The sequence below is a fragment of the Corynebacterium sp. ACRPO genome (assembly GCF_022347205.1).
Taxonomy (GTDB): domain Bacteria; phylum Actinomycetota; class Actinomycetes; order Mycobacteriales; family Mycobacteriaceae; genus Corynebacterium.
The window spans coordinates 1-25,554 of sequence record NZ_JAKRNE010000005.1 but is presented as its reverse complement, the minus strand read 5'-3'; the positions used below and the strand labels follow the sequence as shown (position 1 = coordinate 25,554).

24 protein-coding genes are annotated in these 25,554 nt (G+C 61.9%); 21 read left to right on the top strand and 3 right to left on the bottom strand.

Annotated features, from left to right (window positions below; translation table 11 throughout):
• Window positions 1-9 precede the first annotated feature (9 nt).
• Window positions 10-1,074 (top strand): ACR3 family arsenite efflux transporter, encoded by a 1,065-nt coding sequence (gene arsB / locus MHY22_RS04950; RefSeq protein ID WP_239278319.1) that lies wholly within the window; start codon window positions 10-12, stop codon window positions 1,072-1,074.
• Here the strand turns inward: arsB and MHY22_RS04945 are convergent.
• Entirely contained in the window at window positions 1,071-1,838 is a 768-nt protein-coding gene (locus MHY22_RS04945) for a hypothetical protein (RefSeq protein ID WP_239278316.1), read from the bottom strand. The two genes, arsB and MHY22_RS04945, sit on opposite strands and share 4 nt — an antisense overlap.
• A 203-nt stretch (window positions 1,839-2,041) precedes the next feature.
• Here MHY22_RS04945 and MHY22_RS04940 point away from each other — a divergent pair, with 203 nt between their 5' ends.
• The 17 genes from MHY22_RS04940 to MHY22_RS04860 all read left to right on the top strand — a co-directional run bounded on the left by MHY22_RS04940 (window position 2,042) and on the right by MHY22_RS04860 (window position 20,159).
• Window positions 2,042-5,929, top strand: a complete 3,888-nt coding sequence (locus MHY22_RS04940) for a translation initiation factor IF-2 N-terminal domain-containing protein (RefSeq protein WP_239278314.1) — start codon at window positions 2,042-2,044, stop codon at window positions 5,927-5,929.
• A gap of 226 nt (window positions 5,930-6,155) precedes the next feature.
• Window positions 6,156-6,461, top strand: a complete 306-nt coding sequence (gene rplU, locus MHY22_RS04935) for a 50S ribosomal protein L21 (RefSeq protein WP_005324077.1) — start codon at window positions 6,156-6,158, stop codon at window positions 6,459-6,461.
• Window positions 6,462-6,503: 42 nt separating this feature from the next.
• Window positions 6,504-6,782 (top strand): 50S ribosomal protein L27, encoded by a 279-nt coding sequence (rpmA, locus tag MHY22_RS04930; protein WP_005324079.1) that lies wholly within the window; start codon window positions 6,504-6,506, stop codon window positions 6,780-6,782.
• Window positions 6,783-7,019: 237 nt separating this feature from the next.
• Window positions 7,020-8,552: a GTPase ObgE gene (obgE, locus tag MHY22_RS04925; protein WP_239278313.1), complete on the top strand. Its 1,533-nt coding sequence runs from the start codon at window positions 7,020-7,022 to the stop codon at window positions 8,550-8,552.
• 83 nt (window positions 8,553-8,635) lie between these two features.
• Window positions 8,636-9,868, top strand: coding sequence for a glutamate 5-kinase (gene proB, locus MHY22_RS04920; protein WP_239273957.1), 1,233 nt, complete (start codon window positions 8,636-8,638; stop codon window positions 9,866-9,868).
• Between the two features lie 33 nt (window positions 9,869-9,901).
• Window positions 9,902-10,831: a D-isomer specific 2-hydroxyacid dehydrogenase family protein gene (locus MHY22_RS04915; protein ID WP_239278311.1), complete on the top strand. Its 930-nt coding sequence runs from the start codon at window positions 9,902-9,904 to the stop codon at window positions 10,829-10,831.
• Window positions 10,831-11,736, top strand: a complete 906-nt coding sequence (locus tag MHY22_RS04910; RefSeq protein ID WP_239278310.1) for a D-isomer specific 2-hydroxyacid dehydrogenase family protein — start codon at window positions 10,831-10,833, stop codon at window positions 11,734-11,736. Before MHY22_RS04915 ends, MHY22_RS04910 begins: the two co-directional genes overlap by 1 nt.
• 97 nt (window positions 11,737-11,833) lie before the next feature.
• Entirely contained in the window at window positions 11,834-13,102 is a 1,269-nt protein-coding gene (locus MHY22_RS04905; RefSeq protein ID WP_200435317.1) for a glutamate-5-semialdehyde dehydrogenase, read from the top strand.
• A 23-nt stretch (window positions 13,103-13,125) separates the two neighbouring features.
• A complete protein-coding gene (gene nadD, locus MHY22_RS04900) occupies window positions 13,126-13,743 on the top strand; it encodes a nicotinate-nucleotide adenylyltransferase (RefSeq protein ID WP_239273953.1) in 618 nt (205 codons plus the stop codon).
• 146 nt (window positions 13,744-13,889) lie between these two features.
• Window positions 13,890-14,333, top strand: a complete 444-nt coding sequence (gene rsfS, locus MHY22_RS04895; protein WP_198493287.1) for a ribosome silencing factor — start codon at window positions 13,890-13,892, stop codon at window positions 14,331-14,333.
• 6 nt (window positions 14,334-14,339) lie between these two features.
• Window positions 14,340-15,038, top strand: coding sequence for a histidine phosphatase family protein (locus tag MHY22_RS04890; RefSeq protein ID WP_239273952.1), 699 nt, complete (start codon window positions 14,340-14,342; stop codon window positions 15,036-15,038).
• Window positions 15,038-15,913, top strand: coding sequence for a DegV family protein (locus tag MHY22_RS04885; protein WP_239278308.1), 876 nt, complete (start codon window positions 15,038-15,040; stop codon window positions 15,911-15,913). Before MHY22_RS04890 ends, MHY22_RS04885 begins: the two co-directional genes overlap by 1 nt.
• Before the next feature lie 99 nt (window positions 15,914-16,012).
• Entirely contained in the window at window positions 16,013-16,705 is a 693-nt protein-coding gene (locus MHY22_RS04880) for a ComEA family DNA-binding protein (protein WP_239278306.1), read from the top strand.
• A gap of 18 nt (window positions 16,706-16,723) precedes the next feature.
• Complete coding sequence (locus MHY22_RS04875) at window positions 16,724-18,136, top strand: ComEC/Rec2 family competence protein (RefSeq protein ID WP_239278304.1); 1,413 nt, start codon at window positions 16,724-16,726, stop codon at window positions 18,134-18,136.
• Window position 18,137: 1 nt separating this feature from the next.
• The gene (gene holA, locus MHY22_RS04870; protein WP_239273947.1) at window positions 18,138-19,115 is read left to right on the top strand and encodes a DNA polymerase III subunit delta; all 978 of its coding nucleotides are present in this window, start codon (window positions 18,138-18,140) and stop codon (window positions 19,113-19,115) included.
• A 10-nt stretch (window positions 19,116-19,125) separates the two neighbouring features.
• The gene (locus MHY22_RS04865; protein ID WP_239278303.1) at window positions 19,126-19,515 is read left to right on the top strand and encodes an ankyrin repeat domain-containing protein; all 390 of its coding nucleotides are present in this window, start codon (window positions 19,126-19,128) and stop codon (window positions 19,513-19,515) included.
• Window positions 19,512-20,159, top strand: a complete 648-nt coding sequence (locus tag MHY22_RS04860) for a LysE family translocator (RefSeq protein WP_239273945.1) — start codon at window positions 19,512-19,514, stop codon at window positions 20,157-20,159. Before MHY22_RS04865 ends, MHY22_RS04860 begins: the two co-directional genes overlap by 4 nt.
• Here the strand turns inward: MHY22_RS04860 and MHY22_RS04855 are convergent.
• Both MHY22_RS04855 and MHY22_RS04850 read right to left on the bottom strand, forming a co-directional pair.
• Window positions 20,156-21,487 (bottom strand): hypothetical protein, encoded by a 1,332-nt coding sequence (locus MHY22_RS04855; RefSeq protein WP_239278302.1) that lies wholly within the window; start codon window positions 21,485-21,487, stop codon window positions 20,156-20,158. The genes MHY22_RS04860 and MHY22_RS04855 overlap by 4 nt on opposite strands.
• The gene (locus MHY22_RS04850; protein WP_239278301.1) at window positions 21,480-22,322 is read right to left on the bottom strand and encodes a DNA adenine methylase; all 843 of its coding nucleotides are present in this window, start codon (window positions 22,320-22,322) and stop codon (window positions 21,480-21,482) included. Before MHY22_RS04850 ends, MHY22_RS04855 begins: the two co-directional genes overlap by 8 nt.
• Before the next feature lie 333 nt (window positions 22,323-22,655).
• Here MHY22_RS04850 and MHY22_RS04845 point away from each other — a divergent pair, with 333 nt between their 5' ends.
• The 3 genes from MHY22_RS04845 to MHY22_RS04835 all read left to right on the top strand — a co-directional run bounded on the left by MHY22_RS04845 (window position 22,656) and on the right by MHY22_RS04835 (window position 25,436).
• Window positions 22,656-23,234, top strand: coding sequence for a TetR/AcrR family transcriptional regulator (locus MHY22_RS04845; protein ID WP_239278300.1), 579 nt, complete (start codon window positions 22,656-22,658; stop codon window positions 23,232-23,234).
• 96 nt (window positions 23,235-23,330) lie between these two features.
• On the top strand, window positions 23,331-24,074 hold the full coding sequence (locus MHY22_RS11615) for a helix-turn-helix domain-containing protein (protein WP_239278299.1): 744 nt from the start codon (window positions 23,331-23,333) through the stop codon (window positions 24,072-24,074).
• Between the two features lie 30 nt (window positions 24,075-24,104).
• Complete coding sequence (locus MHY22_RS04835) at window positions 24,105-25,436, top strand: IS256 family transposase (protein ID WP_239278298.1); 1,332 nt, start codon at window positions 24,105-24,107, stop codon at window positions 25,434-25,436.
• The last annotated feature ends 118 nt before the right edge of the window (window positions 25,437-25,554 follow it).

Genomic DNA, 25,554 nt, shown 5'->3' with positions numbered 1-25,554 from the left:
AGGAGAGCCATGGCCGTTACGCAACGCCCAAAGTTGTCATTTCTCGATAGATTCCTTCCCGTTTGGATCATCATGGCCATGGCTGTGGGGCTATTGATAGGCCACTTCCTGCCAGGCATTGGAGAAGCACTGTCTGCTCTAGAGGTCGGCGGTATTTCCCTTCCCATCGCTCTCGGCCTACTAGTCATGATGTACCCGCCCTTGGCTAAAGTTCGCTACGAAAAGACTCGAGACATTGCTGCCGATGGTCGCCTGATGGTGATATCTATCGTGCTGAACTGGGTGGTGGGGCCCGCGTTGATGTTTACCTTGGCGTGGATCTTTCTGGCAGACCAGCCGGAGTTGCGAACCGGCTTAATCATCGTCGGATTGGCGCGCTGCATCGCCATGGTCTTGGTATGGTCCGACCTTTCCTGCGCGGATCGAGAGGCCACCGCGGTACTTGTGGCTATCAATTCGATTTTCCAAGTAGCCATGTTTGGCGTCATGGGTTGGTTCTACTTGCAAGTTCTACCTGGATGGTTAGGCCTAGACACCACCTCTGTTGAATTTTCTTTCTGGTCCATCGTCACTGCGGTTCTTGTGTTCCTAGGAATCCCCCTGCTGCTTGGCGTGCTCTCACGGGTGTGGGGAGAAAAGGTCAAAGGACGCGAATGGTTCGAAGACCGTTTTCTCCCGGCAGTCTCGCCTTTGGCGATGATTGGTTTGCTCTACACCATCGTGCTGCTGTTTTCACTGCAAGGCGAGCAGCTGGTAGCCCAGCCGACAGCCGTGGTGAGAGTGGCGATTCCGCTGGTTATTTACTTCGTTGGAATGTTTTTCCTAGCTTTGGGTGTAGCAAAGGTCGTGGGAATGAACTACGCGCAATCCGCTTCCGTAGCATTTACCGCAGCTGGTAATAATTTCGAACTAGCCATCGCGGTTTCCATTGGCACTTTTGGGGCGGCGTCGGCACAGGCTCTCGCCGGTACCATCGGGCCGCTTATTGAAATTCCGGTACTTGTCGGACTCGTGTACGTAATGCTCTGGATAGGGCCGAAGCTTTTCCCCGGAGACAAAAGCTTGCCAAATTAACGCCGGCCCACTTGATACAAACAGCGAACCCCAGTCGGCGTGATGGTGATGGTCCACTTTGCGGGCGCGGTGCGCAGGCCCATTCGGCTTAGCTTCACCAGGTCCGCCTTTGCCAAAGCATCGAGGTGTTCGCATAGAGGGTCGAGGTCTACCCGCATGAACTTCGAGAGGGCAGTGGAATTAATCGTGTTTCCCTGCACCGCGCCGGTGGCGACGAGGGCGGTGAGGATGTCCGAGTGGGCGTCGGCAAGCTGCAAACGAGCCTCCGTAACCCCGTCGAGCGGGTCCTTTTCCAAAATCTTGTTGATGCGGCGCCGGCCGATGCGGAAGGACTGAGAAAACATGCCCCATATGCCCAGCGGCAAGCCAAAGGCCCACCATGCCCCGGACAGAATTCCGGCAACGGGCGGGGCCAGCTCTACCTCTGGAAGCAGGTTGGCCGCGCTCAGTGGTGCCATGATCAATGGCGCAGCTATCGGGATAAACGGGGCGATATAGGCAATCGTGGGATAGTCGCCATCGCGGAATTCCTCTTGCGCAGCGTTGATGCCGCGCGGGTAATTGCGGATGAGGTGCACCAACCCCAGCACCGCAAAAATGGCAAAAACACCGGCTCCCATCAACATATAATCCACGCCCGTGTTGGCGAAGCCAATGGCAAAGCCGGCCGGCACGCCAAAATAGAGCGCCGAGCGCACCGGGACTTCATTGCGCTGCCGATGTTGCGCCAGTTCGCGAGCGGGGATTCGTGCTAGTTCTGCCACCCCGCCAACATAACACCGCCTGCCAGCTTGGCCGCGGTTCTGTGACACAATGGGGGATAGCGCGTACGAGACGCGGCATAACTTCATATCCCACAAACTTTTATAGCGCGCACTATGCCTCGTGCGGCGGCGGTACGGTCTTCGGCCGTGCCTGCGCCCGAGGCCGCGCCAAATACAGACGATGTACAGGAGTAAGCCCGAACATGGTGGCACAGAACTCTCAAGAAACAACTGAAAGCCTCAAGGCAGCGGCGTCTTTGGCCCAGAACCTGGATCGCAGCCAGCTCAAGGACAAAACCCGCGTGTATTCCCTGGCCAAGCAGCTGGGGCTTTCCTCGCGCGAGCTGGTGGCACAGCTTAAAGATATGGGCCTGAAAAAGAGCGCGCAGAGCTCCCTTTCCCGCGAGGAAGCAGGCCAGGTGCTGGACGCTGTAGCGAACGCCGCCGCGGTTGCCGACGCCCCCGCGAGCGACACCACCGCAGCACCGGCTGAAGATCCCGAGGACAAGGCCGCTGCGCAACCGGAAGAAAACGCGGGCGAGAAGCAGGAAAGGAAGCCGGCGAAAAAGCGCGCCAAGCGCGTCCGCAAGGCCACCCGTAAGACCGCCGCTGTAGCGCCTGAAGAGCCGGCAGATGCCGCCGAGTCAGGGGAAGGGGAGCAGTCCGCAGAAGATGAAGAGCACCTGCGCCACCGCGTGCGCAAGAACGTGGACAATGAGATCTCCCAGATCGAGGACAAGGTAGAAGCATCTCTCGCCCAGGCCGCAGCCGAAACTGGCGCAGCCGCCGAGGACGCCGAGCACGCTGAAACGGCACCCCCCGAAGCAGCAGAACCCACGGATGAGGCGGACGAAGCACCGGCTAGTGCCCTCGATACCGGAACGGTTGATGCGGCGAAATTGCACGAGGTGCTGGCCGAGGCCGGTGAGGACTTCGAGGATGACTACTACGCCCCGCACATCGTCCCGCGCGCCGAGTCCGAGGAAGACTCCGGGCACTATGACTTTGCGCCCATCTTCATGGCCCCGCAGCAGGACGAAGCAGTGGCATTCGCGCCGGCTGTAGATGCAGAGGAGGAGGACTTCTCCGCCGACGATGCCGCACGCGATGACAATGAGGACGCTGCGGATTCCGCCGACGAAAGCCGTGAGCGCTCCGGCTCCGGCTCCGACCGTGGTTCCGGAAAGTCTGAGGGCCGCCGCCGTGGGCGCCGCGGCGCATCCCGTGGACGCGGCGCGGGTTCGAAGCGTGAAGGGCAGGCAGACGAGCCCGAGCACATTGAAGAGCCGAAGGCGATCCGCGGCTCCACGCGCATCGAGGCGCAGAAGCGCCGTCGTGCCGAGCTGCGCGAAAAAGGCCGCACCCGCCAGCACATCGTCTCCCAGGCGGAGTTCCTTGCCCGCCGCGAAGCCGTGGAGCGCACCATGGTGGTGCGCGATAAGGAGCGCGAGGACGGCGCCGGCATCATCACCCAGGTGGGCGTATTAGAAGATGACCTGTTGGTCGAGCACTTCGTGACCACCGAGTCCCAGGCCTCGCTCATTGGCAATATCTACTTGGGCCGCGTCCAAAATGTGCTGCCGTCCATGGAGGCGGCCTTCGTGGACATCGGACAGGGCCGAAACGGCGTGCTCTACGCCGGCGAAATCGACTGGCGCAAGACCAAGCTGCACGGGCGCGCCCGCAAGGTAGAAAACGCCCTGAAGTCTGGTGACCAGGTGCTGGTGCAGGTGGCTAAGGATCCCATCGGTCACAAGGGCGCGCGGCTTACCACCCAGATTTCCCTCGCTGGCCGCTACCTGGTCTACGTACCGGGTGGGCGCAGCGCCGGCATTTCCCGCAAGCTGCCCGCCCCAGAGCGCAAGCGCTTGAAGGATATCCTCGGCCGCGTAGTGCCGGGCGATGGCGGCGCCATCATCCGCACCGCCGCCGAAAACGTCCCAGAAGAGGCAATAGCTACCGACGTCAACCGCCTGCACAGCCGGTGGGAGGACATCGTGACACACGCTAAGAAGGAAAAATCCTCCAAGGGTGCCAAGCCGGTGACCATGTATGAAGAACCAAACATGCTCATCAAGGTGGTGCGCGATCTCTTCAACGAGGACTTCACCGAGCTCATCGTCGATGGCAAGCGTTCCTTCAATACCGTCCGCGCCTATGTAGATTCCATGGCGCCGGACCTTGCGGACCGCGTGGTGCGCTACCGTGCCAAGGACCACGGCGGGCAGGATGCCTTCGAGGCCTACCGCATTGATGAGCAGCTGCATAAGGCGCTCTCCCGCAAGGTATGGCTGCCCTCGGGCGGCACACTGGTTATTGACCGCACCGAGGCCATGACCGTCATTGACGTCAACACCGGCAAGTTCACCGGTTCCGGCGGCAACCTGGAAGAAACCGTTACCCGCAATAACCTCGAGGCGGCCGAAGAAATCGTGCGCCAGATGCGCCTGCGCGATCTTGGCGGCATGATCGTCGTGGACTTTATCGATATGGTCCTGCCAGAAAACCAGGATCTGGTGCTGCGCCGCCTGAAGGAAGCCTTGGGCCGCGATCGCACCCGCCACCAGGTCTCCGAGGTCACCTCGCTCGGTTTGGTACAGATGACCCGCAAGCGCCTGGGTACCGGCCTGGTGGAGACCTTCTCCACCGAGTGCGAATGCTGCAACGGTCGCGGCATTATCATTCACCAGTATCCGGTGGACGAGGCCGAGGACGATCAGCGCTCCAAGCATTCTGGCCGCAAGTCCAAGGCGCACAAGAAGCAGCACCACGATCCGCAGCAGCACCCGACTGCTGTGGCAATGCATAAGCACGAACTTGACGACGCCCCCGAAAACTCCTCCAAGCCTAAGCGCTTCAAGAAGACCCAGGCGCCGGTCTACGGCACCGAGAGCGAGGACGCCGCACGGGAATCTGCCAAGACGTCGTTGGAAGATCTCGTCGCAAACGTCGTTGTTGACGAGCGCGGTCCGGCTGAGTCCCACGCTGGATCGGAAGAGCAGAGTGGTGACCACGACCGCAACAAGGAGCGCGGACGCAGACGCGGTCGCCGCCGCGCGCGCAAGCGCACTCAGACTGAGGTATCCGATATCGAGGCCATCGCGTACGCCGCGGCGGATAATGCCGCCGAGAGCGATGAGGTGCAGGAATTTAATTCCTACGTCCCCGATGCGGATACGGACGCGGACTCGGGTGCCGTTGCTCAGGCACACCCTGGTGCAGGGGCCGGCTCCAAGCGCGGCAAAAAGCCGCGCCGGGCGACGCGCCGTTCGAAGGTAACCCGCGCGGCTACAGGCGGCGAGCAGAAGGCACCGGAGAAGGAAGTCGCTCCGGAGAAAATAGCTCCGGAGAAAGCGACTGGAAAGACCTATGACGAGGCAGTAGCCGAGTTTGAGGCTTCCCCGCGTCGCAAGCGCCGCACCCGCGGAAATTCGCGCTCCGATAGGCGCCCGCAGCCGCAGGATTTCGCGGCCGCCGGTGAGCAGGACTCTGCCGACGGCGACGGTAACGCTAGCGGCGCTGAATCCCAGCACGGACAGAAGACCTCGCGCGAAGAGCGCAAGGCTCGCGGGCGTGGCCGCCGTCGTTCAGTGCGCACCCAGTCGGCCAAGCGCCGGAGCACCTCGCGCGTGCCGCACGAGGTCAAGGAAAAGGCACAGGAGCACGGACACAAGCAGGCGGGCGGGTCCGCCGAGCAGCGCCATGAAAAGGCAGCTGGCGCCGCACGCGCGGAGCGTTCCGGTGGCAAGGGCCGTGGGCGTCGCCGTGCCGTGCGCCATGCCGCTCCTAAAAAGGCGGTAGCAGAGAATCCGAAGGTAACGAAGTCTACCCATGGTCGTTCGACGCAGGAGGATGGTTCGCCGGAGCGTTCTGGTGCTGGCCAGCGGGCGACAACGGGCGATACCAAGGTGCTGCGCCGCGGAAAGAAGAGGGCGGTGCGCAAGAAGGGGGCGTCGGCAAGCGCTAAGGCCTCAAAGGCGCAGCATAATGCAGTGCAGAAGCAGGCTTCCGCGAGCGGTGCGCACCAGGACAAGTCGCCCGCAAAGTCAGGGCGCGGCCGACGCCGCGTAGCACGGCGAAGCACGTCTTAGGGCTACGCCACGCGGGCACAAAAAGCGTGGTTTGTATTTTGTGCCCGCTACGGGGTAGTCTTTGACAGTCGCTGTTTAGTACTCACGGCGCTGGATCAGTCCGACACTCACTTAGTGAGCTGTGCGGGCATGTTCGCGCGGGAACTAAACGCAATGTGTAAGTGTCCATTCGGAACGCGGCCTACCCGGTTGCTTCCGAGCGAGTTTAGATAAGGGGTAACCCTCTATGTACGCGATCGTCAAGACCGGCGGCAAGCAGTACAAGGTTGCTGAAGGTGACCTCGTCAAGGTCGAGAAGATCGAGGGTGAGCCAGGCTCTGCCGTAGCTCTCACCCCGGTTCTGCTCGTCGATGGCGCCGATGTTAAGTCCAAGGCTTCCGACTTGGAGAAGGTTTCTGTCTCCGCAGAAATCGTTGAGCAGGGTAAGGGCCCGAAGGTCGATATCCTGAAGTACAAGAACAAGACTGGTTACAAGAAGCGTCAGGGCCACCGTCAGCCTGTGACCACCTTGAAGATCACCGGTATCAAGTAAGCCTTAACCGGCTGTAATTATCCCTAAAGGAGGGAAAACCACATGGCACACAAGAAGGGTGCTTCCAGCTCCAGCAACGGTCGCGATTCCGAGTCCAAGCGTCTCGGCGTCAAGCGCTTCGGTGGTCAGCAGGTTAATGCCGGCGAGATCATCGTGCGTCAGCGCGGCACCAAGTTCCACCCAGGTGAGAACGTAGGCCGCGGCGGCGACGATACCCTGTTCGCGCTTGCAGCTGGCTCCGTTGAGTTCGGTATCAAGCGTGGCCGTCGCATGGTCAACATTGTTCCGGCTGAAGAGGTTGCTGCAGAAGCAACTGCCTAACTAAGGCCGATGAGGTTAATCCTCGAGTCTGCCCCGGTGAGGGAGGCTCGAGGATTTTCTGGTTTTGTGGATACCGAAACGAGGCTCCACCCGGGTAATAGATACACCACGCTAGCGGACACAACCGATGGGATGGCCGACTAGGTAGGCGGATTCAATCCGGTTGCGGTTGGAGTCCAGCCCAAGACACGCATTACACTGGCGGGGACAAAGATTTAACTTACGGAGGGTTTGACCATGGCACGTTTTATTGACCGCGTTGTCCTGCACCTGCAAGCAGGCGACGGTGGACACGGCTGTGTGTCTGTCCACCGCGAGAAGTTTAAGCCCTTGGGCGGCCCAGATGGCGGCAATGGCGGCCACGGTGGCGATATTGTCCTCGAGGTCTCCGAGCAGATCCATACCCTGATGGACTTTCACTACCGTCCGCACATTAAGGCCCAGCGCGGCGGCAACGGTGCCGGCGATATGCGCAACGGCGCCCGCGGAGAGGATTTGATTCTCGAGGTGCCCGCCGGCACGGTGGTGCGCAATGAAAAGGGCGATACCCTGGCTGACCTGACGGTGCCTGGCACCCGCTTTGTTGCTGCGGAAGGCGGCTTCGGTGGCCTAGGCAACGCGGCGCTTGCCTCCAAGAACCGCAAGGCGCCCGGCTTTGCTTTGCAGGGCGAGCCGGGCCAAGCGCACGATTTAATCCTCGAACTGAAGTCCATGGCGGACGTCGGGCTCGTGGGTTTCCCTTCGGCGGGTAAGTCTTCGTTGATTTCGGTTCTTTCTGCCGCGAAGCCAAAGATCGGTGATTATCCCTTTACCACGCTGCAGCCGAACCTTGGCGTGGTGGATATGGGAGATAGCTCCTTTACTATCGCGGACGTGCCCGGGCTTATCCCGGGCGCGGCCGATGGCAAGGGGCTCGGCCTAGACTTTTTGCGCCATATTGAACGCACGGCGGTGCTTGCCCATGTGGTGGATACCGCCACCATTGAGCCCGGCCGTGATCCGGTCTCTGATATTGAGGCGATGGAAAATGAGTTGGCAAAGTACCAGGAGGCTTTGCAGGAAGATACTGGTTTGGGGGATCTGCGTGAGCGCCCCCGCGTCATCATCTTGAATAAGGCAGATGTGCCTGAGGCCGAAGAGCTGGCGGAATTTGTCAAGGATGATCTGGAAGAGAAGTTTGGCTGGCCTGTCTTTATTATTTCGGCAGTCGCTCGCAAGGGTCTGGACCCGCTGAAGTTCCGGCTCATGGATATGGTGACCGAGCACCGCAAGACCCAGCCGTTGCCGAAAAAGGATAAGAACCACACCGTTATCCATCCCAAGGCGCAGGGCCATAAGAAACATACCGGCGCGTTTGCTGATTTCACCGTGAAGCCCGATCCTGAGGTCGAGGGTGGCTTCATTGTTGAGGGCAAGAAGATTGATCGCTGGATTACCCAGACTGACTTTGAAAATGATGAGGCAGTGGGCTTCTTGGCGGACCGCTTGGCCAAGGCCGGCGTGGAGGATGAGCTGCGCGAGCAGGGCGCAGTGGAGGGCTGCCCGGTAACCATCGGTGGCATCACCTTCGAGTGGGAGCCGATGACCGGCGGTGATCCGACAATGGCAAGCCGTGGCGAGGACGCCCGCCTGAAGGGCACCGGCCGCGTTTCCGCCGCCGAACGCAAGCGCGCCTCGCAGGCGCGCCGTGGTCTTGTCGATGAGTATGATTACGGCACCGATGAAGAGGTAACTCGCGAGGGCGCTAATCGGGATAGGTGGCAGGGCTAAAGCCGCCCCGCCGCCGCGGGCCTTGTGCGCTGCGCCCCCAAAGTCGGGGTGCTGGGCTCGGAACCTTTGTAGACTATGAAATTATGTCTTCTGATCAACAGAATGAGCCCATCCTTCCGCTTCCGGTAGAACCGTTTGCCGGTCCTACCGCTGATACCCCTTTCCCGGAACCGCTCGATGAAAATCCGGTGGCGTCCGGTTTTGAATCGGATCTCCGCCGCGACATCGCGCAGGCAAAGCGCGTAGTGGTCAAGATTGGTTCCTCTTCCCTCACGGATGAAAATTTCCGCGTTTCCCAAGAAAAAATCGATCACATCGTTGATGCCGTCCATGCGCGCATGGGCCGCTCCGATGTCATCATCGTCTCCTCCGGTGCGGTTGCCGCCGGTATGGGCCCGCTCGGCCTGCACCAGCGCCCCACCGATTTGGCTACCAAGCAGGCCTCTGCGTCCGTAGGCCAGGTGCACTTGGCCTCTGTGTGGGGCCAGTCCTTTGCGCGCTATAAGCGCACCATCGGCCAGGTTCTCCTCACCGCGTCCGATACCGGCCACCGCGACCGTGCCCGCAATGCGCAGCGCACCATCGATCGCCTGCGCCAGTTGCGCACCATCCCTATCGTGAACGAGAACGATGCGGTGGCGACCTCCGAGATGCACTTTGGCGATAACGACCGCCTTTCGGCGCTGGTGGCCAACCTGGTGGGCGCGGACGCGCTCTTCCTCTTCTCCGACGTGGACGGCCTCTACGATAAGAACCCGGCCGAGCCGGATGCCAAGTTCATCGATGAGGTGCGCACCGGCAAGGACTTGAAGGGCGTTGTTGCTGGCGATGGCGGCAAGGTCGGCACCGGCGGAATGGCCACCAAGGTCTCCGCGGCCCGCCTGGCTACCCGCGGCGGCATTCCAGTGCTGCTGACCTCCACGGACAATATTGGGCCCGCGCTTGCCGACGCCTCCGTGGGCACCGTCTTCCACACCCGCGAGGAACGCCAGCTGTCTGCCTGGAAGTTCTGGGCTCTCTACTGCGCCGATACCGGTGGAGCCGTCCGCCTCGATGAAGGCGCCAAGGAGGCCGTCACCAAGGGCGGCACCTCGCTGCTCGCCGTTGGTATTACCGATGTGCAAGGCGAGTTCAACAAGGGAGAAATCATCGACATCCTGGGCCCGAATGGTGAGGTCATCGGCCGCGGTGAAGTGCGCTTCGATTCCGAGGAGCTGCACGCCATTAAGGGCAAGAAGATGGAAGAGCTTCCTGAGGAGCAGCGCCGTTCCGTCGTCCACGCGGATTATCTCTCCAATTTCGCCTCCCGCATCTAAACCCGAGTCCGAGATTCCCCGTATGGTTGGGGCATGAAGTATTTCATGGGACCGGAAACCTGGCAGCCGATGGTAGAAGACATCGAGGCTGCCGGGCACCAACGCGTAAGCAGCATCGAGGACGCCGAGGTCTATATCAATAATGCGCCCAACCCGCGCCGCATCCCGGAGATGCCGGCGAATATCGGCTGGGTGCAGCATTGTTATACCGGCGTCAATCAGCTCATCGATGCAGGCGTCATTACCCCAGACGGCGTGCCATGGTGCAACTCCGCCGGCGCCTTTGCCCAGCCCGTGGCCGAGTCCGCACTCGGGTTAGCCCTTTCCCAGGCGCACCACCACAAGGCTTTCGCCCAAACTGCTACCTGGTCGGTGGCCAAGGAGCTGGATGAATCCCAGGCCTGGCTCTATAACCAGCAAGGACCGAAGAGGGTAGCGATCTTTGGCGCTGGGGGCATCGGCAAGCAGCTCATTAAGCTCCTGCAGCCCTTTGGCGTGCACATTACTGCGGTCAATCGCTCCGGCCGCGCGGTGGAAGGCGCCGATGAGGTCGTGCCCATGGATAAAGCCCAGCACGTGTGGAGCGAGGCGGATTTTATTTTCTGTATCCTCCCGGCGACCAAAGACACGGAGGGGCTTATCGATGCCGCCACTTTCCGCGCCATGAAGCCCTCCGCCATCTTCATCAACGTCGGCCGCGGCAGCACCGTAGTAACCGATGACCTCGTGGAAGCCTTGCGCAGCGGCGACATCGCCGGCGCCGGCTTGGAGGTTATGGATCCCGAGCCGCTGCCCGATGGCCATCCGCTTTATGACCTGCCCAATTGCACCATGACGCCCCACATGGCCGCCTCTGCGCACGTAGCTCAATATCACCTAGGCGCCATCTTCAACGCCAATGCTGCGGCGTGGGAGAGGGGAGAGGCCATGCCCACCCGCGTGGATGCGGAGGCTGGCTACTAATGAAGTACGCAATGTCGCCCACCCCGTGGGAGGAAACCCTGCAGGCCCTCGATGCTGCCGGCCACGAGCGTGTCTCGCTGGACGACGCCGAGGTGCTCATCTTCAACGGCGGTCCCGATGATTTCCCGCAGCCCCTCCCGCCAAGCGTCGGCTTGGTGCAGGTTCCCTTTGCCGGGGTGGACCACCTGCTCGAGGTCATGCGCGATACCACCGCCCGCTGGTCCAACGCGGCAGGGCTGTATGACGCCACCGTGGCCGAATCCACCATTGCGCTGCTACTCGCGCAGTTGCACGCGCACAAGCGCGTGGGGAACAGCTGGGATAACCGCGATGAGGTCGAGGCCCACACCAGCTTCCTTTTTGAGGATAAGACGGTGGCGGTGGTGGGTGCCGGGGGCATCGGAAAGCGGCTCATCCGCATGCTAGAAGGCTTCGGCCCACGCATTATTGCGGTCAATCGCTCCGGTAACCCGGTTGAAGGCGCCGATGAAACCTATTCCACCTCCGATATCGAGCGCGTGTGGCCGGCCGCCGACTATTTTGTGGCGCTCGCTCCGCTCACGGAACAGACCCGTCAGCTTTTTAACGCCGCCGCTTTCCGCTCCATGCCCAATCACGCCGTGGTCATTAACGTTGGGCGCGGCCCGCTAGTGGATACCGATGCGCTGGTCGACGCCCTGCGCGCCGGCCAGATCGCCGGAGCCGGCCTGGACGTCACCGACCCCGAGCCGCTGCCTGATGGCCACCCGCTATGGGAGATGCCCAACGTGGTCATTACCCCGCACCTTGCCAATCCGCCGTATTCGGTGCGCCGCCGCATCGGCGCGCATGCAGCAAAGGCCATGGAGCGCTTTGCCGCTGGTGAGGCAATCCCCACGGAAGTAGATACTGAAGCCGGCTACTGATGGATAGTCCCGGTAGCCGCGCTGACGATGGCCAGCTTAACCCCACCGCGGCTGAGGTCGCTGAAATGCGCGTGGCCTTTCGTTAGGCTGGTATGGCATGAGCAACACTGAACGCGAAGAAGTTCTGTCCAAAGCCCGTGCTGCCAAGGATGTTGCGCCCGTCGTGGCGCAGCTTTCCACGCCGCGCAAGAACGAAATCTTGCAGCGCGCAGCCGAAAACCTTATCGCCCACACCGAGGATATCCTCGCCGCTAATAAGCAAGATATCGATGCTGGCCGCGAGCGCGGCATGTCCGAGTCCCTCATTGACCGCCTATCCCTCGACGCCGCCCGCGTGGAGGGCATCGCTGGCGGCCTGCGCCAGGTTGCCGGCCTCCAGGACCCGGTAGGGGAGATCCTGCAGGGCCGCACCATGGACAACGGCATCCAGATGAAGCAGGTGCGCGTCCCTCTCGGTGTGATGGGCATGGTCTATGAGGCCCGCCCGAACGTCACCGTGGACGCCTTTGGCCTGGCCATCAAGTCCGGCAACGTGCCGCTGCTGCGCGGTTCCAAGTCTGCCCGCAACTCCAATGCCAAGCTGGTAGAAATCCTGCAGGATACCCTCGCCGAGTTCGATCTACCGCGTGAGGCCGTGCAGCTCCTGCCGTGCGAGACCCACGATTCCGTCCAGGACCTCATCACCGCTCGTGGCCTGGTGGACCTGGTCATTCCGCGTGGTGGCGCCAAGCTTATTGAAGCCGTGGTCACCGGCGCCACCGTCCCGGCCATTGAGACCGGCACCGGCAACTGTCACTTCTACGTGGATGCCTCTGCGGACCTGGACAAGGCTATCGACATGGTCATCAACGGCAAGACCCGCCGCACCTCCGTATGCAACTCCACGGAGTGCGTGCTTATCGACGCCGCCTTGGACGACTCCGCCAAGCTGCGCATCATCACCGCGCTGCAGGAGGCGGGCGTGACCATCCACGGCGACGTCGCTGAGCTCGAGGCCTTCGGCGTCAAGGATGCCGTGCAAGCCACCGATGAGGACTGGCGCGAGGAGTCGCTGTCCATGGATATCTGCGCCAAGGTGGTCGACGGCGTCGATGGCGCCATCGCCCACATCGCCGAGTTCACCACTGGCCACACCGAGGCCATCGCCGCGCAAGACGCCGACGTCCTAGTGAAGTTCGGCAACGAAGTGGATGCCGCGGCAGTCATGCTCAACGCCTCTACCGCCTTCACCGATGGTGAGGTCTACGGCATGGGTGCGGAAATCGGCATTTCCACCCAGAAGCTGCATGCCCGCGGCCCGATGGCGCTGCCGGAGCTGACCTCTACCAAGTGGATCCTGCAGGGTACCGGTCAGACCCGCCCCTAGTAGTGCGACTATAATCACCACCCATGACTAGCCCACAGCGCATCGGCATCATGGGTGGCACTTTTGATCCCATCCACAATGGCCACTTGGTAGCGGCCAGCGAGGCCGCTCACCGGTTTGCCCTCGATACCGTCGTCTTTGTTCCCACCGGCCAGCCGTGGCAAAAGTCCCACCGCGACGTCACGGCGGCCGAGCACCGCTATCTGATGACGATGGTGGCCACCGCATCCAACCCGCGCTTTACCGTCTCGCGCGTAGACATTGACCGCGAGGGGCCCACCTATACCATCGATACGCTGCGCGACCTGCGCGAACTCTTCCCGGAGGCGGAGTTTTATTTCATTACCGGGGCTGACTCGCTGGCCTCCATCATGAGCTGGCATAACTGGCAAGAGATGCTGGAGATGGCGCACTTTGTGGGCGTGACCCGCCCCGGCTATGAGCTAAGCGCAGATATGCTGCCCGCCGATGCGCAGGAGGATATCGATCTTATCGACATTCCCGCGATGGCTATCTCTTCTACCGCTTGCCGCGAACGCGCCGCTCAAGGCCAGCCCGTGTGGTACCTAGTTCCGGATGGGGTGGTGCAGTACATCACCAAGAACAATCTCTACGGGCCTAACCCAGATAAGCCCCTGTAGAAACTTCCGCAGCCTTCCCCAGATTTTGGGCACGGGCCTGCTAAACGTGCAAGAATAGACTCTCAATAGAGATAGTTCATACCGAATATATTCAGACGCGAAAAGGGAATTTTTACACATTGTCTACTTCTGATCTCGCCCGCCGCATGGCAGAAACCGCGGCCCACGCCGCGCAAGAAAAACTGGCCACCAATATCGCGGCCATTGATGTCTCCGATGTCCTCGCCATTACCGAGGTCTTCGTACTCGCTTCTGCAGACAACGAGCGCCAAGTGGCCTCCATCGTGGATGAAGTCGAAGACGAAATGACTAAGCAAGGCTTCGAGCCGCAGCGCCGCGAAGGCAACCGCGAGAACCGTTGGGTGCTGCTGGACTATGGCAATATCGTCGTCCACGTTCAGCGCAATGACCAGCGCGAGTTCTACGGCCTAGACCGCCTGTACCACGATTGCCCGGCACTGGAGATCGAGGGCATCGAGGCCCCAGAGCGTCCGGGCGAATGGACCAATGGCGTTAACCCGCGTGAAGTTGATTCCATCGACGAGCTCCCCTTGGCCGATAAGGTCCCTGGTGAGGACGAGGAGCTTTAAACCCGCATGAGCCGCCGCCTGATCCTGATCCGCCACGGACAAACTACCTATAACGCCACCGGCCGCATGCAGGGCCACTTGGATACCGAGCTGTCCGAGCTGGGCTATGAGCAGGCCCGCGCCGCCGCGCGCCTGCTGCAGGATCAGTGCGTGTCTAAAATCGTCGCCTCCGATCTCCTCCGCGCGCGCGAAACTGCGCGCGTGGTCGCCGAGGCCCTCGGCATGGATTTCACCACGGATGCCCGCCTGCGCGAGACGCACCTAGGCCAGTGGCAGGGCAGAACTTCCGCCGAGGTAGATACCGAGTTCCCCGGCGCGCGCGCCATCTGGCGCCACGACCCCACTTGGGCCCCGCCGCAGGGCGAATCCCGCGTGGACGTGGCCGAGCGTGCCCGGCCTGTCGTCGATGAGCTCATGGCAGACTTCGCTGGCTGGGACCAAGGCCCCGTCCTCATCGTGGCCCATGGCGGCGCTATCTCGGCGCTGACCTGCCACCTGCTGGGCCTTGACCATGCGCAGTACGGGATCCTTTCCGGATTGAAAAATACCCACTGGTCGCAGCTGACCGCCCGCCCGGACTTTAACCCGGAAACGCCGTTATCTTCCTTGGAGTTCACCCCAGACAATGTGGGCAGCGCCCAGTGGTATTTCGACGGCTGGAATATGGGCGGCGAGGTCACCGGGGACGGCGGGGCGGATATCTAGTGACGGTTCGCGTCATTACGGATTCCTCCGCAGGCCTGCCGCCAGAGTTGGCGGAGCAGCTATCCATCACGGTCGTTGACCTCCACCTCATGGAAAGCCACGGCAAAGATGGCCTGGAGCGCTCCACCTCGGGCTTGAGCGCGCTGGAGCTGGCCGCCGCCTACGGCCGCGAAATGGAGCGCGCCCAAGATGAGGGAGTGGTGGCCATTCACCTGTCCAAAGAGCTATCTTCCACTTATTCCGCCGCGGTATCGGCCTCCGGCGTCTTTCCGCACACGGTCCGGGTGATTGACTCCGGTTCGGCCGGTATGGCCATGGGCGCGGCCGCCATGTCCGCGGTTAAGCTCGCCTCCCGTGGCGCCAGCTTGGACGAGTGCTACGCAGCGGCCATCGATACCCTCAAACGCGCGGCTACCTGGGTTTACCTGCATTCCACGGAGGATCTGCGCCGCTCTGGCCGCCTTTCCCCGGCCACGGCAGTGCTGTCTACGGCGCTGTTGGCCACCAAGCCGATTATGTCGATTACCCGCGGCAAGCTGGAGCTGGTGGGCAAGACCCGCACCCAGACCAAGGCTTTTACCAAGCTGGTGGACCTCATCGCCTCCCGCGCGGACGGCGAGCCGGCCTTCGTCGCCATTCAGCACAACCAGGCCGAAGACGCGGCTGCCAAGCTGGAGGCGCTCCTTGAAGCGGCGCTGCCGCAGGGCTCGTCCTTTATCTGCACTCCGCTTAACGACGTCCTCGCTGTCCACGCCGGCCCCTCCGCCATTGGCGTCTCCGCCGTGTTTAGCTCCGAGCCGCCCGTGGAACCTGTGCATTCTCACACACGTGGTCGACCCCGCGCCTTCCCGCCGCGCCGATCTGTGGATAACTAGGCCCACCGCGCCGGGTTCGTTGATGCCCACAACAAGTTATCCACAGGCTACCTTCGCTTGACCTACCGCTAAATTGCGCCTGCGCTTAGCCTCAGCGCCATGGCGGCACCCAAGATCAGCGAACGACTCCGCGAATTTACCCAACCCATCGGCGAGGAAGAGCTCCTCGCCGTCGATTACCCGCGCCCGCGACTGCGCATCAGCTCCTGGCAGGCCTGCGCCATGGCTGTCCTCCTTGTCATCGGCGTGGTGGTCTGGCTCGGCATCAATGCACGCTCGGACGAATCCTCCGGCATGCCCGAGCCCGCGGCATTAAGCGATGCCCCTAGCGAGGAGCCCAGCGAAATCATCGTCTCGGTCATCGGCGAAGTTGCAGAGCCCGGGCTGAAAACACTCGAGCCCGGCGCGCGTGTGGCCGATGCCCTCGACGCCGCCCAGCCGCTACCAGGCGCCGAGACTATGGCTCTCAACCATGCGCAGCGGCTTTCCGACGGCCAACAGCTCCACATCCTGCCCTCCGGCGCCGCTCCACCTCCCGCACCCGGCGAACCTGCCCCAGCCAGCGACAACTCCAGCAGCCCCGGCGGCAGCGCTAGCGGCAGCGGCGTGAGTCTCAATAGCGCCACCGCCGAGGAGCTCACCGAACTCAAGGGCGTCGGCGAGGTGACCGCGCACGCCATCGTGGCCTACCGCGAGGAGCACGGCGGTTTCAAGGACGTGGAAGAGCTCCTAGAGGTCTCCGGCATCGGGCCGGCGAAGCTGGCGCAGCTTAAAGACCAAGTCCAGCTCTAGTTCGTATTCGAGCGTGCGATGCGAGAACTGCGGCTCGTCCCCGGCGCGGCTACCGCCTGGCTGGCCGTCATCGCCGTACTGCTTGCCGGCCGCGGCTGGGCTATCGCACTCATCGCAGTCGTCGTCGCGCTGTGCCTCATTGCCCGTCAGTGGGGCCAAGCGCTCTTCTGCGGGGCGGTCGCTGGGGGTGCGGCGTTCGTCGCCGCGGTGCGCCAGGCTCGTGCTGCCGCCTTCGACCTCGGCACCGAAGTCACCGGGCGCCTTGTCACTGCACCGACGCAGACGAGTACGGGTGGCTGGCTGCTCAAGCTCAAGGTTCCGGGATACCCCACCCAGCTGCCGGTCTTTAGCCCGGAACCAGTCCCGGCGGCTGCTGGCGCCGAACTTACGGTCGGGGTGCGGGTAGGGGAGTCGGATAGGGCGGGCGTCGGAAACCTCAGCGCCAATGCCACCGAGGTGCAGGTGACCGCCGAGCCCGAAGGCCTGGACGGCTGGGCGGCCAGCGTGGCCGAGAATTTCCGCGCGCTGGTCCTTGATACCGTCGGTCCTTCCAGCCAGGGCCTTATCCCCGGCATGGTGCTCGGCGATACCGCGCTGCAAGATTCCGCCGAGCGCGACCTGTATATCGCCACTGGGCTCTCGCACTTGAGCGCTGTATCTGGCGCCAATGTGGCCATCGTCTGCTCCGCCGCGGCCGTGGTCTGCGCCGCCTTCGCGCTCGGTCCCCGCACCCGCGTGGCCGCCTCCCTGTGCGCCCTTGCTACCTATGTTCTGCTTGTGGGCTTCGAGCCCTCCGTCCAACGCGCGGCCGTCGCCGGGGTAGTAGGCCTGCTTGCCGTGCTCAATTCCACGCGCATGGAGCCCATCCATGCGCTCAGCCTCGGCATCATCGCGCTGCTCTTTGTGGATTCCGACCTCGCCGTGCACTTCGGCTTCGCCCTATCCTGCGCGGCGACGCTCGGCATCGTGGCGCTGAGCCCGCTCATCTATAAGCACTTAGCCGTGACCGGCTGGCCCGCCATCTTTCTGCGCGCGGTCGCCGTGGCCATCGCCGCCGATATCGTCACCCTCCCGCTGGTCGCGCTCATGTCCGGTGAGGTCTCCGTCGTTTCCGTGCCGGCCAATATCCTCGTCGAGCCTGCCACCGTGCCGATTACCATCGTGGGGCTTATCGCCGCCATCTTTGCCCAGCTCGGCCCGCTGGACGTGCTGGGCGCCGGCTTGCTCCGCCTGATTGAGCCCTTCTCGTGGTGGATTAATACCATCGCCCACGGCGCGGCCCACCTGCCCGTGGTCACCATCCCCGCCAACCCGCTTTTTACGCTGCTTGCCTACGCCTGGATTATCGCCGGCCTCCTCTATCACCGCCCGTGGCTCACCCTGGTGCTGACGCTGGCGGGCATCGCCTGGCTCGGCCTGGCCGCAGGCTAGAATGGCGGGCATGCCTCCAGTACACCTCATCCTCGGCGACGATGAATTCCTCACCGAACGCGCCCGCCTGCACATCCAGCGCGCCGCGGCCGAGGAGAGCGGACCCACCGGTGCCCGCCCCGAGCTGACGAAGCTAAAAGCCTCCGAGGTCTCTGAGGGCGAAATCCTCGAGGCCACCAGCCCGTCGCTGTTTGGCGATAACCGCGTCATCGTCATCAGCGACTGCGAGCGCGCCGGCAAAGAAGTAGTCGATATCATCTTGCGCGCCTGCGCCAATCCCGCGCCGGGCATGACCATGGTCATCATCTACTCCGTGACGGCCAAGACTCTGAAGAAAAAGAAGAAACAGCCCGAGCTCGTGGCCAAGCTGCGCAAGATTGCCGAGGTCCACGAGGTCTTTTCGCTCTACCCCAATGAGCTGGGCCAATGGGCCACCCGCGAATTTTCCAGCCACGGCGTGCGCCCCACCCCGGACGTTATCCACGCCGTGCTCGAGGGAGTGGGCTCTGACCTGCGCGAGCTAGCTTCTGCCATCTCCCAGCTGGTCTCCGATACCGGCGGCAATGTCACCCGCGAGGCGGTGCAAAACTACTACGTCGGCGTGGCCGAGGTGGCCAACTGGGACATTGCCGACGCCGCCGTCGCCGGCCGCGTCGAAGCCGCCGTATCCACCTGCCGCCGCGCCCTCCAACTGGGCGCGAGCCCCGTAGCGATTGCCGCCGCGCTAGCCAATAAGGTCGGCGCCGTCGCCCGCCTCTACTCCGCGCGCGGGGACCAATACTCGCTGGCGAGCCAAACCGGCCTAGCACCCTACGTGGTCAAAATGACCCAGCCGGTGGCCCGCCGCTGGTCCGCCGATAATGTCACCAAGGCTGTCATCCTCGTCTCAGAGCTCGATGCCGCCGTCAAAGGCCAAGGCGGTGAGCCCGAATTCGCCATAGAAGCGGCCGTCAAACGCGTCGCGGAACTGGCGCGATAAGCTAGAAACCATGTCTGAGACGCAAGTGCAAGAATTCGCCGGTCGGCTCTTTGACATGGCGCGCGAGGGCGACCTAGACCTCCTCGCCTATATCGACCACGGCGTGAATATCGACCTCGTCAACCACGAAGGCCAGTCCTTTATCATGCTCGCCGCCTATCATGGCCACGCCGAGCTAGTTGCCGCACTTGCCCGCGCCGGCGCGGACGTCAACCTGCTCAATGATCGCGGCCAGTCCCCACTGGCCGGTGCCATCTTTAAGAAGGAAGACGCGGTTATCGACGCCCTCCTTTCCGCCCACGCCGACCCCACCGTCGGCCAGCCTTCCGCGCTGGATTCCGCCCGCCTGTTCGGCCGCGAGGACCTCATCCCGCGCCTCGAAAGCGAGGCGGGGGAGTGACCTGGACATCCTTTTTCACCCTCTTGTTGATGAACCTGGTGGGCGTCGCCTCGCCGGGACCGGACATCATTTTGGTGACCCGCTACGCCACCCGCTCGCGCCGCCATGCCATTGCGGCGGCCGCCGGCATTCAGATCGGCGTGCTCTTTTGGTGCGCCGCCACCGTTTTCGGCGCCGCCGCGCTGCTGACGGCCTTCCCGGAAATCCTCGGCGCGGTCCAAGCCGTCGGCGGCTGCTTCCTGGTATTTATGGGTTCGCGCGCGCTGCGCAGCGGCATCGCCCAGCGCGCCAACCCGCCCGTGGACTTAGAAGACGCCGCCGCCCAGCTCGGCCGCCTGCGCACCGCCTTCAAGGTCGGCCTGGCCACGAATATGTCCAACCCGAAAATCGTGCTCTTCCTCGCCGCGATGATCGCCCCGCTGCTTCCCGCCAGCCCACCCGCATGGTTGGCCATTGCGCTGACACTTTCGCTCTCGCTGTCGGCCTTCCTCTTCTTCCTCGTCGTCGCCACAGTAATTTCCACCAATGCCGTGCGCCGCAAGCTCATCGCCGCCGGCCCGTGGATCGACATCGGCTCTGGCCTCTTCTTCATCATCGCCGGCATCGTCCTCATCATCTCCGGCGGGCAGAACCTGCTTGCCTAAAACAGGCGCGGCGTGCCCTCGGCCACCGTGTCTAGCACCCACTGGGTCCAGCGGGCGACGGTGGAGGCACGCCGCCGGGACGTCGCCAAGCTCAGCCCCAGCCCCTCCATGGCCGCACAAATCTCCGCGGTGCTGGCCACCGCGCCGCGGGCCAAGCTGAGCTCTAGGACTTCGCGGAAAACCCGCCGCGCCGCCAGCGCCCGTATGAGCGCCGCATTCCGGGCATCGCGCTGCGGCTGCTCGATAACCCGCCGCCCGTGCTCCGTCGGCTCCCACATGTCCTCCACCGGCTCCGCCAGGCCCAAGTAGCGCGCGGCGTTGGCATAATAATCCGCCTGCCGCGGATCGAAGTCATAGCGGTGGGTAATCTCCGCCTTGCTTAGCGGCTGCAGCGCCATGAGCTCGAGCAGGTTGACCACCCGCTCGAAGCTATTAGCCTGTGGGAAGGGCACGGCCGGCTCGGGTTCGGGCTCTACCGCCCGCACAATGTCGAGCGCCGCCTGGGGGTCCAGATGCGAGGCGGACAGCGCGTAGCGGGCGCTATCCACCAGCGCAATGCTGCGAAAATCCGCCGGGTCCCGAAACTCATAGCGGTACAGGTGGAAAATACCATTGGAATACACCAGGTAGACCGGCACGACATCCTTGGCCAGGCGCTGCTGGAAGCGCCGGTAGGGAAAATATAGCTGCCGGATATTGAAATCATCCGAAAGGTGATTCTTCGCCTCCACCAGCACCAGGTGCTCGAGCGATTCAAAGCCGCCGTCGATTTCCATCTGCGCGCGGTCCACTGCCACATCTACACCCAAGTCCGGCAGCCGCACCTTAAGCCCGCGCGTGGACATACGACCCGCCACCGTCGCCTGCAACGGCCCGCACCCCAGGAAATCCTCTAGCATCCCGCTTGCCGACGCCCCATTTAACGCCACCGCCTCCGAGCTCACCCCCTCCAACGAAAGAGTGTCCAGACCCGCCGGCAGCTCCAGCGTGCGTACCTCGCCGCGCTGCGTTTGTGGAAACTGCTCGTACAGGTTGAATCGCCCCACCAGATATTCGCTGCGGCTGACCGGTAAGATTCCCAGTTGGAGACGCTGAAAAATCCACGGCCGCGACGTAGAAAAATCATGCTTGGCCATCAGCCGCGGCTGCCGGCCCGAGAGCCGTTCTAGCTCCCGCGCGCCGATATAGAAATACCCGCGCCGCTCCAGCTCCGCGTCGTATCCCGCCGCCAGGATGCGCAGCCACCCCCAGTCATTGACGCCGAGCTTCACCGACTCCGGCACACCAAAGCGCGCCCGCAGCTCCGGCGCTTCCGGCCCGCTAGTCACCGCGGACCTCGTAATTGCGCACCAGGACCTCGTCGACTTTGCCGCGTTTCGAACCAACGGAGTTAATCGCCCGCGTTGCCCCCACGATTCCTACTTCATAGTCCGCATAAAGCTCGCGGATGAACTCGGTGGCCGAATTAGACAACAGGAACTTCACCCCGCGCCTATCCAAGTCATCGCAGACCTCTTTGAGGCGCTGTTGTTCCGCACGGTCAAAGCCGCCCTTTTGGTAGCCGGTAAACGAGCTTGTCACGTTCACCGGGTCATAAGGAGGGTCGAAGTACACGAAGTCCCCTTCGCGCGCCTCTACTACCGCCGCGGCGAAATCACCCTGCGAGAAGGCCACATCATTATCCGCAAAATAGCGGTGCACCGCGCGCAGCGTGTCTTCATCGCAGATGGTGGGATTCTTATAACGCCCAAACGGGGCATTAAATTGGCCGGCCGCGTTCACGCGATACAGGCCGTTATAGCAGGTGCGGTTGAGATAAAGCGTCCGCGCGGCGCGCTCAACGGGGGAGAGGGCGGCAAACTCGTGGGCATCCCGGTCCACTGCGCGAAGCGCATAGAAAAACTCTGCCTCATTGGGGTAGCCCGCGAGTTCCTCTATGAGCTCATCGACGCCGCCGCGCACCACCTCATAGAGGTTAATGAGCTCACTATTGAGATCGTTGACCCGTGCGCTGGCCGGTTCGAGAGAGAAAAGCACCGCGCCGCCACCGATGAAGGGTTCATAATAACGCCGCGGGTTCTCCGCCGGCAGGGCGGCGTGGATATGCGGCAAGAGCTGGCGCTTCCCGCCCGCCCATTTCACCAGTGGCTTAACGTTTTTCATCGTTGACTCATCTTAGCCGCCCTACCGGACACAAGCACCATCGGGCTTTCGAACGTGCGAGCGGATAAATCGAGTGCGCGGCCGGGCGAGCTTAGCGCCTTGGTTGTCTAACGTCACAGTTTTGTCGAATGGTGCTATGACGGGCGAAAATGCGCAGACGTGTCGGTGGGGAATTCCCGTGGTGTGCATGGCGGTTTCTCTGACCGAATATAAGGTAATAAAATCGCCTCAAAATCCCTTAGTTTGTAGACAAAATATAATTTCCTCACAATTTCTTAGGGAGAAAGAAAAGAAACTGAAGCTTGAAGAGCGTCGGGACAGAAAGGGGCATTTATGCCGCGTATATCAAAAATCCGAGTCGCTGCGCTCAACCTCGTTATCGAGAACGGTTATGACGGGTTCACCATGGAAGAGCTCGCTCACGAAGTGGGCGTTTCCCGTCGTACGCTTTTTAATTACATAAAAGACAAAGAATCGGCAGTTTTAGGACCCGAAATGTCGGAGGAAGTGGAGAACCAACTCCAAAATTTCGCCGCAGGATTGCCCACCGGAAGCCTGCGCGAAGATTCCGAAATTATGGCGATGGCCGAGTTTAACCGTGCCGTAGGAGATGAGTTCTTCCCCGAAATCTCCCAGCTTACGGCCCAGGCGCTGGCAAAGGACGCGAAGCTGCGCGCCCTGTACTGTCAGCGCAATAGCCGCATCATTCAGCGCGTCCGCCAGGCGGTGCAGGCCCGCGAGGGCTGGAAGTCCTCCGATCCGCGTCTCACGCCGACCGTCAATATCATCCACACCCAGTTCGTGACCGCCTTTGAGACCTTCGTGGAAACCCGTGGCGGCACTTCGCTTGCCGACGCCTTCCACAACGCCGGCGCCATCTTCGAAGACTACTTCAACGACGAACTGGCCTAAGCACCCCGCCTAAGTCTCACCGGCCCTGCCTGCCGGTTCCGCCGGCCCTTGAGTTCAGAGGGTCGTTGCAACACTTTCCCTTAGGAGGGTGTTGTTGTGTCTGAGATTATTGGCCCGTTTCATTCGTTGTCTGAATCGGATCGTCGTGGCTTAGTTGCCTTGGTTGGCAGTGGGCGTAGTGTCCGTTCGGCGGCTGGTGAGCTTGGTTGTCATTACGGGCATGCTTTGAATTTTTGTCATGCCTTTGGATTGCCAGTCGTGTTTAAAGCCAAACGAGTTGATCGCCGCGGTAGCCAGGCTTTCCAGCTTGTAGAGCTAGTCCGAAGCGGACTGTCGGTACGCCAAGCTGCTAAAAGATGTGGGATGCATCTTTCTGCGGCTTATGCCGTAGCTACGGAAGCTGGGTGCCATATCCGGTTGAGTCAGTATGCTCGGAAAGTCCGCCAGACGCAGTTAAGAGTGGAATATCTGCGCCTTCGGCTGGCGAGCCTGCCTGGTGGTGATGCTGGCGCGGCAGTAGGAATTGATCGTCGACTGCGTTTAGATTTCGAAAAAGGACTCACCAAATCCCAGGGTCGACGAGAAGAGTTCATACCCGTCGGCGAAGACGCCAGCACGTATAACAGACTTATGAAAGCGCTGCGCCAACGCCATGATGTCATCGAATCCGGAAGGCTTGCCCCTCCCGCCTTACCTAGCGGGGTAGATCCGTATAAACGCATCAGCAATCGCTACATTTGCTTCGAAGAACGCGTCATTATCGCCGATCTTCTCCGCGAAGATGTGCCACTGCGTGAGATTGGGCGCCGTTTAGGAGGGTGTCAGGAAGTTTGTGTGTGAGGCTCTGATCTAGAAGGAGTTTCACCGATAATGACTACGGTGTCACCGAAGAAAAACCATGACCCGGCGAGGGTCAACGAGATCAGCGAGAAGCTGATGGAAACCCCTGAGCTCGCCAGCTTGATCAGCGAGTTGTCGAGCTCCGCTGATGATGCAAGCGAGCTGGTCAAAGGCTTGCTGCAAGCATCGATCAACGCTGGTCTTAAGGCGGAGATGGATGCGCACTTGGGCTACGGCCTTTGCGACCGCAAAGCGAAATCCCAGGTCGAAACCACACAGGAGAATAATCACCGTAACGGGTCGTACACCAAGACCGTCAATTCTGGCTACGGCGCAGTTGAGGTGACCGTGCCCAGGGATCGTGCCGGCACGTTTACTCCCCGGATGGTGCCCAAGGGTGCACGTCGGCTCACAGAGCTCGACGACATGATTATCTCGCTCTACGCCGGTGGGATGACCGTGCGCGATATTCAGCACCATCTCGCAACCACCCTTGGGGTGGATATGAGTCCGGATACGATCAGCACCATTACCGATGCGGTCTTGGACGAGGTCATGATCTGGCAAAACCGCCAGCTCGACGAGTTTTACCCGGTGATCTTCCTCGACGCGCTACGCGTCAAGATCCGTGACGGCCACCGCGTGGTCAACAAGGCTTGCTACATGGCGGTTGGTGTCGATATGGACGGCATCAAACACATCCTGGGATTGTGGATCGCGGACAATGAAGGCGCCGCATTCTGGGCATCGGTGTGTGCGGATCTGGCCAACCGCGGTGTCCAAGACGTGTTCATCGTGTGCTGTGACGGGCTCAAAGGCCTGCCGGAAGCCGTGGAGGCAACCTGGCCGAATTCCATGGTGCAGACCTGTATCGTGCACCTGATTCGGGCTGCGAACCGGTGGGTGTCCTACCAGGACCGCAAAGGCGTCTCCCGCGCGCTGCGTGAGGTCTACACAGCCGCTAACGAGGACACCGCACGTGCCAGCCTGGATGCTTTCGAGGCCAGTGAACTTGGCCGGAAATACCCCCAGTCGGTCAAAGTCTGGCGCGACGCCTGGGAGCGGTTCGTACCGTTTCTGCAGTTCCCACCGGCGGCACGCCGGGTGCTCTACACCACCAACTCGATCGAATCGCTCAACGCCGAACTGCGTAAAGCTACCCGTAACCGGGGCCAATTCCCGAACGATACAGCCGCACTAAAGACGCTGTGGCTGATGATCTGCAACATCGAAGACAAGCGCGCTGCCCAGCGAGCGAAGAAAGCAAAGCGCAACATTGAGTGCAACGGCTATATTGAAGGAGCGAAAGCCACCGGATGGAAACAAGCCATCAACCAACTAGCCGTGGCTTACCCCAACTGAAGCGTCCTGGGTTTAGTTCCTACCTCAGCTAAGGAAGGATTGAACTATGCCTAGAAAGTATTCCGTCGAGTTCAAGGAGAAGGCGGTCCATCAGATCATCGAAATGGTCCGCCTGGAG

What these genes read in the sequence shown, in the direction of transcription:
- arsB (WP_239278319.1), top strand. Translation starts at nt 10, where the DNA reads ATGGCCGTTACGCAACGCCCAAAGTTGTCATTTCTCGATAGATTCCTT.
- MHY22_RS04940 (WP_239278314.1), top strand. Translation starts at nt 2,042, where the DNA reads ATGGTGGCACAGAACTCTCAAGAAACAACTGAAAGCCTCAAGGCAGCG.
- rplU (WP_005324077.1), top strand. Translation starts at nt 6,156, where the DNA reads ATGTACGCGATCGTCAAGACCGGCGGCAAGCAGTACAAGGTTGCTGAA.
- rpmA (WP_005324079.1), top strand. Translation starts at nt 6,504, where the DNA reads ATGGCACACAAGAAGGGTGCTTCCAGCTCCAGCAACGGTCGCGATTCC.
- obgE (WP_239278313.1), top strand. Translation starts at nt 7,020, where the DNA reads ATGGCACGTTTTATTGACCGCGTTGTCCTGCACCTGCAAGCAGGCGAC.
- proB (WP_239273957.1), top strand. Translation starts at nt 8,636, where the DNA reads ATGTCTTCTGATCAACAGAATGAGCCCATCCTTCCGCTTCCGGTAGAA.
- MHY22_RS04915 (WP_239278311.1), top strand. Translation starts at nt 9,902, where the DNA reads ATGAAGTATTTCATGGGACCGGAAACCTGGCAGCCGATGGTAGAAGAC.
- MHY22_RS04910 (WP_239278310.1), top strand. Translation starts at nt 10,831, where the DNA reads ATGAAGTACGCAATGTCGCCCACCCCGTGGGAGGAAACCCTGCAGGCC.
- MHY22_RS04905 (WP_200435317.1), top strand. Translation starts at nt 11,834, where the DNA reads ATGAGCAACACTGAACGCGAAGAAGTTCTGTCCAAAGCCCGTGCTGCC.
- nadD (WP_239273953.1), top strand. Translation starts at nt 13,126, where the DNA reads ATGACTAGCCCACAGCGCATCGGCATCATGGGTGGCACTTTTGATCCC.
- rsfS (WP_198493287.1), top strand. Translation starts at nt 13,890, where the DNA reads ATGGCAGAAACCGCGGCCCACGCCGCGCAAGAAAAACTGGCCACCAAT.
- MHY22_RS04890 (WP_239273952.1), top strand. Translation starts at nt 14,340, where the DNA reads ATGAGCCGCCGCCTGATCCTGATCCGCCACGGACAAACTACCTATAAC.
- MHY22_RS04880 (WP_239278306.1), top strand. Translation starts at nt 16,013, where the DNA reads ATGGCGGCACCCAAGATCAGCGAACGACTCCGCGAATTTACCCAACCC.
- MHY22_RS04875 (WP_239278304.1), top strand. Translation starts at nt 16,724, where the DNA reads ATGCGAGAACTGCGGCTCGTCCCCGGCGCGGCTACCGCCTGGCTGGCC.
- holA (WP_239273947.1), top strand. Translation starts at nt 18,138, where the DNA reads ATGGCGGGCATGCCTCCAGTACACCTCATCCTCGGCGACGATGAATTC.
- MHY22_RS04865 (WP_239278303.1), top strand. Translation starts at nt 19,126, where the DNA reads ATGTCTGAGACGCAAGTGCAAGAATTCGCCGGTCGGCTCTTTGACATG.
- MHY22_RS04850 (WP_239278301.1), bottom strand. Translation starts at nt 22,322, where the DNA reads ATGAAAAACGTTAAGCCACTGGTGAAATGGGCGGGCGGGAAGCGCCAG.
- MHY22_RS04845 (WP_239278300.1), top strand. Translation starts at nt 22,656, where the DNA reads ATGCCGCGTATATCAAAAATCCGAGTCGCTGCGCTCAACCTCGTTATC.
- MHY22_RS04835 (WP_239278298.1), top strand. Translation starts at nt 24,105, where the DNA reads ATGACTACGGTGTCACCGAAGAAAAACCATGACCCGGCGAGGGTCAAC.